At 70.1% G+C, this 12,842-nt stretch carries 11 protein-coding genes; 9 read left to right on the forward strand and 2 right to left on the reverse strand.

Annotated elements, in window-relative coordinates; all coding sequences use genetic code 11:
* Positions 1-125 precede the first annotated feature (125 nt).
* Genes ACWCOV_RS11990 through ACWCOV_RS12020 form a run of 7 tightly spaced genes read left to right on the forward strand, consistent with a single transcriptional unit; the run spans position 126 to position 6,463 of the window.
* A complete protein-coding gene (locus tag ACWCOV_RS11990) occupies positions 126-1,421 on the forward strand; it encodes an MFS transporter (RefSeq protein WP_449829262.1) in 1,296 nt (431 codons plus the stop codon).
* A 1-nt stretch (position 1,422) separates the two neighbouring features.
* Positions 1,423-2,580, forward strand: coding sequence for an anhydro-N-acetylmuramic acid kinase (locus tag ACWCOV_RS11995; protein WP_449829263.1), 1,158 nt, complete (start codon positions 1,423-1,425; stop codon positions 2,578-2,580).
* Between the two features lie 14 nt (positions 2,581-2,594).
* On the forward strand, positions 2,595-3,113 hold the full coding sequence (locus ACWCOV_RS12000) for an AAA family ATPase (RefSeq protein ID WP_449829264.1): 519 nt from the start codon (positions 2,595-2,597) through the stop codon (positions 3,111-3,113).
* Between the two features lie 33 nt (positions 3,114-3,146).
* Complete coding sequence (locus ACWCOV_RS12005) at positions 3,147-4,187, forward strand: DNA polymerase III subunit beta family protein (RefSeq protein WP_449829265.1); 1,041 nt, start codon at positions 3,147-3,149, stop codon at positions 4,185-4,187.
* Positions 4,184-5,371 (forward strand): MFS transporter, encoded by a 1,188-nt coding sequence (locus ACWCOV_RS12010; RefSeq protein ID WP_449829266.1) that lies wholly within the window; start codon positions 4,184-4,186, stop codon positions 5,369-5,371. The genes ACWCOV_RS12005 and ACWCOV_RS12010 overlap by 4 nt, the downstream gene beginning before the upstream one ends.
* A gap of 13 nt (positions 5,372-5,384) precedes the next feature.
* Positions 5,385-5,987, forward strand: a complete 603-nt coding sequence (locus ACWCOV_RS12015) for a DJ-1/PfpI family protein (protein WP_449829267.1) — start codon at positions 5,385-5,387, stop codon at positions 5,985-5,987.
* The gene (locus ACWCOV_RS12020) at positions 5,987-6,463 is read left to right on the forward strand and encodes a MarR family winged helix-turn-helix transcriptional regulator (protein WP_449829268.1); all 477 of its coding nucleotides are present in this window, start codon (positions 5,987-5,989) and stop codon (positions 6,461-6,463) included. The genes ACWCOV_RS12015 and ACWCOV_RS12020 overlap by 1 nt, the downstream gene beginning before the upstream one ends.
* On the opposite strand, the gene ACWCOV_RS12025 is transcribed toward ACWCOV_RS12020, so the two are convergent.
* Both ACWCOV_RS12025 and ACWCOV_RS12030 read right to left on the reverse strand, forming a co-directional pair.
* Positions 6,441-8,966, reverse strand: coding sequence for a polysaccharide lyase family 8 super-sandwich domain-containing protein (locus ACWCOV_RS12025; RefSeq protein ID WP_449829269.1), 2,526 nt, complete (start codon positions 8,964-8,966; stop codon positions 6,441-6,443). The two genes, ACWCOV_RS12020 and ACWCOV_RS12025, sit on opposite strands and share 23 nt — an antisense overlap.
* Positions 8,967-9,053: 87 nt before the next feature.
* The gene (locus ACWCOV_RS12030) at positions 9,054-11,039 is read right to left on the reverse strand and encodes a hypothetical protein (protein WP_449829270.1); all 1,986 of its coding nucleotides are present in this window, start codon (positions 11,037-11,039) and stop codon (positions 9,054-9,056) included.
* A 182-nt stretch (positions 11,040-11,221) separates the two neighbouring features.
* Between ACWCOV_RS12030 and ACWCOV_RS12035 the strand changes: the two genes are divergently transcribed.
* Complete coding sequence (locus ACWCOV_RS12035; RefSeq protein WP_449829271.1) at positions 11,222-11,812, forward strand: TetR/AcrR family transcriptional regulator; 591 nt, start codon at positions 11,222-11,224, stop codon at positions 11,810-11,812.
* Between the two features lie 104 nt (positions 11,813-11,916).
* Positions 11,917-12,630, forward strand: a complete 714-nt coding sequence (locus ACWCOV_RS12040) for a phosphatase PAP2 family protein (RefSeq protein ID WP_449829272.1) — start codon at positions 11,917-11,919, stop codon at positions 12,628-12,630.
* Positions 12,631-12,842 lie beyond the last annotated feature (212 nt).

A 12,842-nucleotide genomic window follows, 5' to 3' on the forward strand; every position in this document is an offset into this window, starting at 1 on the left:
GGCACTACGTAGACACCGGCGGCACCCGGAAGGTTGCAGGCGGGTCGCGCGACTGGGAAGTTATAGACGAAGATGAGTAGGGGGGTGGGAAAAACTTACGGGGGCCCTTGTCCTAGGAGGACCCGATGAGCGCAGCACCCGGTCAGACGATGGCCGGCCCGCGGACCCGACGGTCCTTGGTCGCCGGCACGGTCGGCAACTTCGTCGAGTGGTACGAGTTCGGCGCCTACGGCTTCTTCGCGACCGTGATCGCGGCGAACTTCTTCAGCAGCACGTCGACCAGCGACGCCGAGAGCCTGATCAAGACCTACGCCTCGTTCGCGCTGGCCTTCTTCTTCCGGCCGATCGGCGCCGCCGTGTTCGGCCGGGTCGGCGACCGGATCGGCCGGCGTCCGACGCTGATCCTGGTGCTGCTGCTGATGACGCTGTCGACCACGCTGATCGGCCTGCTGCCGACGTACGCGACCGTCGGCGCCGCGGCGCCCTGGTTGCTGACGCTGGTCCGGGCCCTGCAGGGGTTGTCGGCCGGTGGTGAGTTCGGTGGCGCGGTGTCGATCATGACCGAGTTCGCGCCCAAGACGAAGCGCGGCCTGTACGGCGCTTGGCAGTCGTTCACCGTCGCGCTCGGACTGCTCGCCGGTGCGGGGCTGGCGGCGGTCCTGGCGACCGTGCTCAGCAAGGAGGCGCTGACCGACTGGGGCTGGCGGGTGCCGTTCCTGCTCGCGTTGCCGCTCGGCCTGGTCGCGTTGTGGCTGCGGCTCCGGCTCGACGAGACGCCGAACTTCTCCCGGGTCCAGCGGGAGGAGCCGCGTCCGGCCGGCACCGGTGAGGTCACGAAGGCGATCGCGCTCGGCATCGGCCGGCTGATGGGCTGGTCGGCCGCCGGATACACGTTCCTCGTGGTGATGCCGTCGTACCTGCAGGCCACGCTGAACGCGACGTTCCAGCAGGCGCTGGTCGCGACCGTGCTGGCGAACGCCGGGTTCGCCGCGGCGATCCTGCCCGCCGGCTGGCTCAGCGATCGGATCGGTCGGCGGCCGGTCATGGTGGCCGGCGCGGCGCTGGTCGTCGTGCTCGCGTTCCCGCTGATGAACCTGCTGCAGGACAAGGAGTCGGCGACCGCAGCCAAGGGCGCGGCCGTGTTCGTCGCCGGTCTGGTGGTCGGGCTGATGGCCGGTCCGGGGCCGGCGATGCTGGCGGAGATGTTCCCGACCCGGGCCCGCTACACCGGCCTCGGGCTGGCGTACTCGCTGTCCAACGCGGTGTTCTCCGGGTCGGCCGGGCTGATCATCACCGAGTTGATCAAGCGGACCAAGAACATCGACATCCCCGCGTACTACGTGGCCGTGACCTGCGCGGTGAGCGTGGTCGCGTTGCTCACGTTGCGCGGTGACGACCATCGACGGGAGTTGCGGGACTGACATGCGAGTCATCGGCCTGATGTCCGGGACGTCGTACGACGCGATCGACGCGGCCGCCGCGGACCTGCGGCTGGACGGGGACCGGTTGGTGCTCACGCCGCTCGGTCTGCTCAGCCAGCCGTATCCCGCGGAGTTGCGGGCCGCGATCGCCGAGTCGTTGCCACCGGCAAGTACGTCGATGGAGCAGGTGTGCCGGCTGGACACCGGGATCGGGCAGGCGTTCGCGGAGGTCGCTCGGCAGGCGGTGGAGCAGCTGTGCGGCGGGTCCACGGACCTGATCGTGTCGCACGGCCAGACGGTGTTCCACTGGGTCGACGGCGATGCGGTGCGGGGCACGCTGCAGTTGGGCCAGCCGGCGTGGATCGCGGAGGCGACTGGGACCACGGTCGTGTCGGACCTGCGGGCCCGCGACGTCGCCGCCGGTGGGCAGGGTGCGCCGCTGGTGAGCATCATCGACGTGCTCTGGTTGCGTGGGCGGACCGGCGTACCGATCGCGCTGAACCTCGGCGGGATCGCGAACATCACCGTGGTGCACGGCGAGCCGGTCGCGTTCGACACCGGGCCGGCCAACGCGCTGATCGACGCGGTCGTGACCGAGCTGACCGGCCGGCCGTTCGACGCGGACGGCGCGATGGCCGGGCGCGGGCGGGTGCACGAGGAGCTGCTCAAGCGGTTGCTGGCCGAGCCGTACTACGCCCGGTCGGCGCCGAAGAGCACGGGCAAGGAGCTGTTCAACCTCGCCTACGTGGCTCGGGCGCTCGACGGTCTGTCGTCGGAGCTCCCGGCGGACGACCTGGTCGCGACGCTGACGCTTCTGACCGCGCGGACCGTCGCGGACGCCGTACGGCGGTATGGCGGGACCGAGGTGGTCGCGTCCGGGGGAGGGATCCAGAACCCGGTGCTGATGCACATGCTGGCGTCGGAGCTCGGGCCGGTGGCGGTGCGCAGCACCGACGAGCTGGGGTTGCCGTCGGCGGCGAAGGAGGCTTACGCGTTCGCCGTACTGGGGTTCCTGACCGTGAACGGGCTGGGCGGGACGGTCCCGAGCTGCACGGGGGCGCGGCATGCGAGCGTGCTGGGGTCGATCACTCCGGGAGCGCGCGGCCTGCCGGTTGTCGCCGGAGACGCGCGACCCCCGGTGAGTCTCACGATCGAGTGACTCACACTGGTCTCGTGACGAGGCTCTTCGTGGTGACGGGTGCGCCCGGTTCCGGGAAGTCGACGGTGGTGCCGGAACTGGTGCGGTTGAGTCCAGGGAACATGGTCGTGATGGACATGGACGAGTTGCTGGACGATCACGGACGGTTGCTCGGGATCGACATCGCGAGTCCGACCGCGGCGCCGATCTGGCCGGCGTACAACGCGCTGTGGCTGCGGATCACCGAGCTGATCCGCCGGTCCGGGATCCCGGTGCTGCTGCTCACACCGGGGCTGCCGACGGAGCTGCCGGAGGGCCGGTGGCTGCATCTGGACTGCCCGGACGCCGTACGGCGGAAACGGCTGGCCAAGCGTGGCTGGCCGGAGGCGCAGATCGAGGAGGCGCTCGCGGACGCGGCGGAGATGCGCAAGCTCGTGCCGCGCTCGGTCCGCGGCGACGTGTCACCGGAGCGGTCGGCGAAGGGCATCCTGGACTGGATCCGCGGCGAGCGGCTGGGGAAGACGCTGGGGTTGTGGGGACGGCTGCGGAGTTGACCTTCGAGTTGGTACAGGGCTGAGGGTCACGGCATGAGGTTGACGATCAGTGAGTTCTCCCGGCTGGTGGGCCTGGCGCCGAGCGCGCTGCGCTTCTACGACGACTGCGACGTGCTCCCGCCCGCAGCCGTCGACGAAACCAATGGCTACCGCTACTACACCCCGTCCCAAGCTCCCCGGGCCCGCCTCCTCCGCAGCCTCCGCGAAATAGGCCTCCCGCTCCCCGAAGTCCGCACCGCCCTGGACGCCGATCCCGCTGCTCTGGCTGCCCAGATCCAAACCCACCTGCGCACCGTCGAAGCCAAGACCACCGCCACCCGAACCGCAGCCGACCACCTCCTCGCCACCCTCCTCTCCACCCGAACCACCGCCACCCTCGGCGGCCCCGAACTGGCCAGCGCCCTCCGCCAGGTAACCCCCACCGCAGCCACCCCCACCCCCACCCCCGGGCCGGAGGCGGAGTTGGGTGCGTTGTTGGAGTGTGTGTTGATCGAGCTGGCGCCCGACGAGGTGAGCTTCGTGGCGACCGATCGGTATCGGTTGGCGGTGCGGACGGTTCAGCCTGTCGAGTTCAGCGGGGCATCGGCGCGGGTGCTGGTGCCGGCGACGGAGCTGGCCGGGTTGACCCGGTGGGTTGCCGCGAGCGAGGTCGTGCGGCTCGAGACCCGAGCGGACGGAGCCGTGCTCACGCGGGACCGGGAAGCGCGCGGGCTCACGGTGGTCTCCGGCGAGTATCCGGCGTACCAAGGGATTCTCGACGGGTTGACGCCGCCGACGTGCCGGGTCGTCGTGGATCGGGCCGAGCTGCGTACGGCGCTGGAGGGGCGCGATGTTGTTGCCTTTGACATCGACCCGGTGGAGTTGCGGATCGACGGTGAGGTCAAGCTCGACGTGATCGGCTCCGGGTCGGCGCGGATCGGGTTCACCGCGGGCCTGCTCGCGGCCGCGTTGGAGGCGAGCGTCGGGCCGGACGTGCTGCTCGAGATCGGGGCCTCGGACCGGCCGGTCGTCGTACGCTCGGCCGACCAAGGCACGTTCACCACCCTGGTGATGCCTGCCCGGCTGGACGGGTGAACCGGTCGTACTACGGCTGGCTGGCAGGGTCCACACTCTCGGCGTTCGGCGACAGCGCGCTGTTCTTCGCGCTCGGCTGGGCGGCGACCGGGATCGCCCCGCACGTCGCGGGGCTGGTGCTGACCGCGTTCACCCTGCCGCGCGCCGTACTCCTGCTGCTCGGCGGCGTCCTCGGCGACCGCTGGGGTCCCCGCCGCGTCCTCAGTTGCTGCTCGGCCATCGTCGGCGCCTGCTGCTTCGGCCTGGCCGCTTCCGTAGCGCTCGCCGGCACCTCAGCCACCCTGCTGATCCTGACCGCAGCCGTCATCGGCACCGTCGACGCCTTCGCCCTACCGGCGGCCGGCGCCCTACCGCGCCTCTTCGTCACCGACGACGAACTGCCGAAGGCGATGGCCATGAGTACGTCGGCCAACCAGATCGTCAGGCTCGCCGGCGGGCCCGTCGGCGGACTGTTCGTCGCCTCCCTCGGCCTGGCCGGCGCCCTCACGATCGACGCCGCGACCTTCGCCCTACTCTTCTGCGTCCTGCTCGCGATCAAACCGCCGTACGACGTGCAGCGGCCACCGGACCGCAAGTCGGTGGCCCGCGACGCCCTCGACGGAATCCGCGTCGCCTGGTCGGACCCGACCCTGCGAACCATCCTGCTCGTGGTCGCCGTCGTCGCCGCCTTCGTCCTGCCGGTCACCTCGCTCTGCATCCCGCTACTGGCACGAGCTCACGCCTGGTCCGCCACCCAAACCGGCCTGATCGTCGCCGCCACCGTTACCGGCGGCCTCCTCATCACCCTCCTGGTGGCCCGCCGCGGCACCTCCGCTCGCCCCAACCTCACCGCCGGCCTCGGCTGCCTCCTCGCCGCCGCCGGCATCGCCGCCCTAGCTCTCTCCCCGTCCCCCTGGCCCGCCATCGCCGCGGCTCTCCTCCAGGGTCTAGGCGTAGGCCTCTTCACCTCCCACCTCGCCCCCGTCTTCGTCCGCGCCACTCCCCGGTCCCACCTGACCCGACTCCAGTCCCTGCTGTCCTTGGCCCAGACCATCCCGCTGATCGCCTCGACCAACGTCCTGGCGGCCCTGAACATCCACCACGCCCTGACCCTCAGCGCCGCCACCACCGCCGTAGCCGGCCTGATCCTCATCCGCCTTCGGGCAGAAGCGCGAACATCTATTGACAACACGTTGTCGTCATGACAGCATGTTGTCTATGACGAAGACAGCTTATGTGGGTGTTTACGAGACGTGGGCGGACTGGGAGATCGGGCATCTTCTGGTGGAGCTGCGGACCGGGCGGTTCACCGGGGAGCAGTGGGAGATCGTGACGGTGGGGGAGACGACGGAGTCGGTCACCACGATGGGTGGGTTGCGGGTTGTGCCGGACGTGGTGGTGGGTGACGTCGAGCCTTCCGATGGCGATCTGCTGGTGCTGGCCGGGTCGGCTTTGTGGGATGAGGGGCAGGGGGACGTGTTCGCGAAGTTGGCGCGGCGATTCCTCGAGGCGGGGGTTCCGGTGGCGGCGATCTGTGGAGCGACGGCCGGGCTGGCGCGTGAGGGTCTGCTCGACGAGCGCAAGCACACGAGCGCCGTGAAGGAGTACCTGCTGGCCGCCGGCTACCGAGGTGGTGACAACTACGTGGACGAGCGGGCGGTCGTCGACGGCGACCTGATCACGGCTGGTCCGGACTCGCCGGTGCAGTTCGCGCGGGCAGCGCTCGACCGGCTGGGCCTGGCGGACGAGAAGAAGCTGGACGCGTACGAAGGCGTCTTCCACCGCGCCGACCCGTCGTCGTACCCGGCTCTGGTCGGCTGATGACTGTTCCGCCACGCGAGGACTGGCCGACGCCGGATCCGCAGTCGGAAGGTGGTGCGCTGTTGACCGACGTCATCCTCGCCACCTTCCGGCTGAACGCGCGGCTGATGGAAGCCGCCCAGGACCTCGCCGCGCACGGCGGGCTGACCGCCGCGTGGTGGCAGGTCCTCGGCGGCGTCCTGGACGAGCCGCGATCCGTCGCCGAGGTCGGCCGGATCATGGGCGTCAGCCGGCAGGGCGTCCAGCGCATCGCCGACCTGCTGGTCGAGCGCGGCCTGGCCGAGTACCGCCCGAACCCGGCCCACCGCCGCGCCAAGCTGCTCGCCTGCACCGAGGCCGGCTACTGGGCGATCCGGCAGATCTCGATCGCCCAGCACCCCTGGGCCGACAAGCTCGGCGCCACGGTCGACCTCGACGAGCTCCGTACGACGCTCGCCACCATGCAGACCCTGATCACCAAGCTGGAAGAAGCTTGACCGCCAGGCTCCGCCCGTACGTGTGACGCGTGGTGAAGGTCAGCCGCGTCCCGGTCACCGTCCGAACCACCTGAACGCCGGGAACCGGGGAGGCGGCCCGCAGGTACTGCGCCCACAGGTTCACCGTGATCGTGTCGCGCGCCGTGGTCGGGTCGGACGCGGCGACCGTGATCGTGGGGTCCGAGTGTCGCTGCAGCAGCACCGACGCCGGCCCGTCGATGGTCAGCCCGGGCAGGTTGTGCCGACCGGGGCCGAAGGTGTTCGCGCCGGTCAATCGCAGCCCGAGATGCGTGATCGCCTGCACCCGTGGAGTGTTCGACAGCACGACCAGACGTCCGTGCTGGTACGAGCGCAGCCCGGATTCCGTTGCATTCGGCACCAAAGCGTAGGCCAGTGACCGTTTGGATCCGGCCGGCTGCGCGACCGTCAGCCCGAAGACCTGCTTGGTCACCGCGGTGTCCGGGTTCGACGTCCGCACCACTCGCCGGCTCCGCGTCACCTGCTCCAGACCCACCGACACCTGGCTCGGCTGCAGGAAGTAGTACCCGATCGACGTTCCGCCGTTCGCGTACCGCAGCCACCGCGGGTCCGTTGTCCCCGTCCCGCTCCAGGCTGTTCCATCCCGCCGTACGCCGGTGATCGTCACGGCATCCCCTGGAGCCGCAATACGGGTGTCGAGCGTCGTCGTCACCGCGCGGGTGTCGTCGGTGACACCGGCGGCCAGAACGACGATCTCGTCGTCGAGCATGAACCACGACTTGGTCGCCTCGGCGTTGCGGTAGACCACGAAGTCCTCGGGCAGTTCGTCCCGCGACGCGTAGGCGAAGTCGCTCGACTGCACCCACCCGACCGCGCTGTAGGCGTCGAGGGTCGCGCCGCCGGAGTGCGCGTTCGTCCCGACCGGGAAGTACACGTACTTGTTCTGCGACTCGCTCGACGGCGTGAAGTTCAGCGGGTGGTCCGGGTTGTCGTAGTACGGCGTCCCGTAGAGCTCCGGGATCGTCTTGCGCACCTCGACCGGCGCAGTCACCCCACCGAGCGCGTACGGCGAGACCGTCGTGAAGTAGTCGATGCCGAACGACTGGGTCTGGTCCTGGCCGGCCAGGTACAAGTAGTGCGCGCCGTCGCCCTGGAACCACGGCAGCAGGTTCTCGCCGCTCATGTACTCGTACTTGCTGATCCGGTCCGAGTTCCGGGCCAGCGCGAACGCGTACCCGGGCCGCCGGTGCACGGTCCGGTCCATCGCGTTGAACGCCGTGCTGCTCGCCGCCGGGTTGAGGTCGGCCGGCACGACCGCCGGGTCCCCCTTGAGGTCCGCGAACCGGGCGATGCTGACCGGCGAGACGAAGCTCACCGGGTTGATCGTCGGTTGCGCGGTGAACTTCGCGAACGCCTTGAGCCGGGCCGCGTCCTCGCCGGTCGCGTAGTCGGCCAGGTCGACGATCGCCTCCACCACGACCGCCACGTCGGAGTACCCGGTGGCGGTCCGGGAGACCGCGCGGCCCTTGACGATCTCCATCATCCAGCCCTCGAAGATGAGCGGCGCGAACCCGTGCTCGACCCACCCCTGCACCACGCCGACCAGGTCGTCGCCCTGGGCGTACTCGGTGCCGGCCAGCACCTTGATGGTCTGCACGACCCGGCTGAGCAGGCCCTTCCCATAGGAGCCGGTGTACGCGACCGACGAGTGCTGGATGAACGAGCCGTCCGCGTAGTAGCCGTCGGTCACGCCGTGCTGGAGGTTGTACGGGTCGATCGTCGCGAACACGGTGAACTGGTCCTGCAGCGCCTTCCGGATCCGGGCGTCGTCACCCATCAGCGCGCCCTGGAGGACCCGGTTGGCGGTGATGTCGACAAGGTTCGCGCCGGTGTGGAACCGCGAGTCGAGGTCGACGTCGCCGTCCTTGCCGTTGCGCAGGTAGGCGTCCATCGAGGGGACGTACCGCGCGACCAGCGCAGCCGGAGCGTCGAGCAGGGCAAGCGTCTTCGAAACGTGCGTGGAGATGCCGATCTCCCACGTGAACCAGTTGCCGTAGTACCCCTTCGACTGGTCGCCGTAGTAGTTCTCGTGTAGCCAGACCAGCTTCTCGGCGACCCGCGCGCGCACCTGCTCGTTGCCCTGCAGGTCGGACGCCGGGCCGGGGCGCTTGGTCGCGAGCGCGATCTCGTAGAGGTGCTGGTACGACGCATTCAGATTCGGATCGCTGGTCCCGAGCGGGAGGCCGGCGAAGAGCTCGTTCGCCTGCGCTCCGTCCATCGCGGCCAGCCAGGTCCGCGCGGTCGCGTCGAGGTTGGCGAGCTTGGCCGCGACCTCGGGCCGGGCGTTCGACTCCGGCGTACCGGCGTAGATCGCGACCGCGTTGGCGAGCAGCTGGCTCGCGTCGGCCTCCATGGCAGCCATCGTCGCGCCCGCGGTGGCGCGGGCGGCCGGGGCAGGGTTGACGGCGGTCAGCAGCGCGGTGGCGGGCACGAACGACAGCAGGCGGCGACGGGTGATGTCCACTGATACTCCCGGGCGGATGGGAAAAACCTCACCCCGGGAGTCAATCAGCCGGAACTATCCTTCGGCAAGCGCTTGCATGCTGATGATTCAGGAACCTCCGGCGCCCACCAGCTGGCCGTCGATGGAGAGGATGCGGATCGGGGTGCCCGCGGACTTGGTGGGGATGACCAGGGCGGCCTGGTAGAGGTAGTCCTGGTGGATGGTCTGGGTGTACTTGACCATGCTGCTGAAGGCGGTCGCCTCGCCGCTGGTCCAGTAGGCGTTCGAGCCGGGCTCGACGCGCTGCAGGTACTGCTCGGTGAGGGACAGGAAGACCAGGGCCTCGCCGGTCGAGGTGATGAAGGTGAGCGGCTCACCGGACGCCGCGAAGGTGTCGGTGACGCTCGCGATGTAGCTCTCGTTCGTGTCCGCCACCTTCGACTTCGCGCGCCGCTCGAGGAGGGAGGTCGTCCCCGGAGACGGGGTGAACAGCTTCGACTTCCCGCCGGTCGAGAGGTACGACGCGAGCGCGGCGCCGACCGTGGACAGCTGGGCGGCGAGCTTGTCGAGGTCGGCCTGGGCCGGCGTCCGCAGGCCCTCCATCGACGGGAGCTTCACCGACTTGAGCGGGTAGACCGAGTTCGTCAGCAGCCACGGCGCGCCCGCGCTCTGCCGCTGCCAGACGCCGAGCTGGCGGCTGCCGGGGGCGGTCGAGACGCCGGAGCTGACCACGAACCGCATCGGGTACGACCCGAACTCGGGCGCGCCGATCTGCGGCTCGGTGTACGTGAACGGCTTGTTCTTGTCCTTGCCGGACGGGTCGAGCTTGCGGCCGATCAGGTAGCCGGCCCGGGTCTGGGCCAGCGTCGGGTTCGCCTCGATCGTCTCGGCGAGCTTGGCGTCGCGGGCCTGGTTCGCCTGGTTGTTGACCTGGTTGTACTTCGCGACCACGGCCTGCGCGTCGGCGAGCGTGACGGCCGGGCGGGTCGCCGGCGCGGCGGCGCTGTTCTTGGCCGGCAGCAGGCCGCAACTCGTTGTCGTGAGCAACAACGCGCCGCTGGCCAGCAGGGCGGCGGTCTTCCGCACCGCCTCGTCGCTGCGCTCGAACTCCGGCGACTCCTCGAGCCGCACGGTCGCCGGCTCCTCGTCGCACTCGGTGATCTCGTACGTCGGCTCGTAGGTCGTCTCGAGGGTTGTCTCACAGGCGGCCTCGTACGGCGTCTCGTCGTATCCAGGATCGTCGTACCGCGGCTCGTCGTACCCGGGCTCGTCGTCGTCGCGCACCGCGCCGACCGCGACCAGGAACGCCGGCGACTTCGCCTTCGCCACCGCCGACGGCGTCATCAACATCGGCGCCGCGGTGATCGGCTCCGGCAGCACCGGCTCCGGCTTCCGCACGACCGGACTGGAGACGGGCTGAGGTGTGGGGACTACTGGCAGAGGCGCCGGCGCAGGTAGCGCGATGGGCGTCGGAGCCTGCAAGGAAGCCGGCTTGCGGCCGCGGAAGGTCAGCACCAGGCCGAGGGCGAGCACCAGGATGCCGGCGCCCAGCGCCAGCAGGCAGACCCCGAACGCGCGGTCCACCTCGACGCCGAACCGGACGTCGGCGCCCACGGCCGGTGTCCCGTCCGCGTTCATCACGACCACGTCGTACCGGCCGTCCTGGATCGGCCACGCGACCGACTGCCGGCCGGACCCGCTGGACTCCGCGACCCACCAGTCGAGCTGGGCGGGCGGCGTCAGCCGGGCGGTGCGGCCGCGCATCTCCTGCGTGCCGAAGGTGGCCGGCGGGTCGAACCGGATCAGCCGGGTGTGGGACGCGCCGGCCAGGTAGTCGGCGACGTCCAGGTCCCGCCCGACGCCGACGAAGACCGGTTGGTCGCCGGCCGCGGTGACGTGCAGGGTCGGTCCGTGCCGGTCGAGGAGGTCGGGCGCGGTGATGACGGCCAGGCCCTGGCTGGTGAACTGCCGGCTGCCGGTGGTGACCGTGTTGTCCGGGCCGACCAGCCAGAAGGCGGCGACTGCTCCGGCGATGGTGACCATCAGGCCGGTCAAGGTCAGCAGCAGGCCCAAGGCGGTGCGGGCGAAACGCATGAAGAGGCTCCCGTTGGTACGACGAGCCCGGCCCGCGGCGGGTGGACCGGGCAACGGGCTCCCGGGACGGGCCCTCTTCGGGTCCCGTCGTTCACCCGTTGCCCTGGATAACTGACCGAGCAAGGTTCTGTTACTGTTCCATGAATTAACGAATGGCGATTCATAAACCCGGAGGTGCTGGAGTGGCCCGGCCGCGGCTGGTCAGTGACGACGCGATCCTGGACGCGACTCACCAGGTGCTGGCCGAGCTTGGGCCGGTGAAACTGACCCTGGCCGCGGTCGGCGAGCGGGTCGGGCTGGCCCCGCCGACGCTGCTGCAGCGGTTCGGCTCCAAGCGCGGCCTGTTGCTCGCCTCGGCGGCCCGGTCGCCGCTCATGGTGCTCCGGGCGGTCGAGGAGGCGGCGGCCCGGAACACCTCTCCGCTCGCGACCCTGCGGGACTTCGCGCTCACGGCGGTTGCCCACATCAAGCACCGCGAGGAACTCGGCAACGGCCTCGGCTTCGTCCAGCTCGACGTGGCCGACCCGGAGTTCAGGGCGCACGCGCTGGCGCACTCGGCGGCGATCGTCGACAGCTGCGCCCGCCTCTACCTGGCCGCCCGGGAGGCCGGCGAGCTGCGGCCGGACACCGACGTACCAGCCCTGGCTCGCCACACCCTTGTCTGCTTCAACGGCGCCCTCCAGGTCTGGGCGGTGACCGGCTGGGGCTCCCTGCCCGACTTCCTGACCGAGCAGCTGGACCTGATGATCGCGCCCTATCTCTCTCGAGAGTGAGTGCGGGTGGTGGGGTGCTTCAGGCAACAACCTGACGATCGTCAGGGGGCGAGCAGGACTTTGGGTCACTGTGGCGGCTTGTCGTCGCGCCTAGTGTCGAAGTCGTGACGTGGAGGTACGACGGAGTTCGTCGGGTACTGGGTTCGCTGGGTGTGCTGCTGCTGGGGACGGTCGCCGTCGTACTGCTCTATCCGGGCGGTTTGGGGACGACCGTGCCGGTGCGGGTGGCGACCGGCGACTCCGCGTCGGCGTTCCGGGCGGTTAATGACGTGGTGGCGGATGCGCCGTCCTGGGTGGGGTCGCTGGTCGACCGCGCGGGCGACGGTCTGCTGGTCGCGCTGGGACTGCTTCTTCTCTGGGTGGCCTTCCACTATCGCGACGCCCGGACGCTGGCCGGCGTACTGCTGACCGGCGTCGGGACGGTCGCCGCCTACGGCTTGAGTGAGGCGTTGAAGTTGGTGGTCGACGAGGAGCGGCCGTGCCGTGTGGTCCCGGGCGCCGAGGTGATCGCGCACTGTCCTGCGATGGGTGACTGGTCCTTCCCGAGCAACCACGCCACCCTCGCCGCCGGCCTGGCCATCGGCATCGCCCTGCTGCGCCCCCGACTCGCCGCCCTCGCCTTGCCGCTCGCAGCCGGAGTAGCGCTGGCCCGAGTCGCGGCCGGCGTCCACTACCCCCACGACGTCGCAGCCGGCGCCGCCCTCGGCGCAACCCTCGTCGCCGCCCTCCTGCTTCTCGCCACACCACTCACCACGAGACTCATCACCTTGCTGCCCGGCCTTCGGCAGCCCGGACGATTGCCTGGGTCAACCGTTTGATCAAGCCGAAAAGGCGGATTGTCGGAAGTAGGGGGTCAAGGCAACCAATCGACGACGAACGAAGAGCCCGGGCCCGGAGGACCTGGGCTCGACTTTGTCCTGACAAATGGAGCGGGTGACGGGAATCGAACCCGCACTGTCAGCTTGGGAACAGAGTTGTCTGCCCGTACTGCTGGAGGCTCGCTCTCGCGGACACAGCCTTCAGGGCGCGG

The organism is Kribbella sp. NPDC002412 (assembly GCF_053592935.1).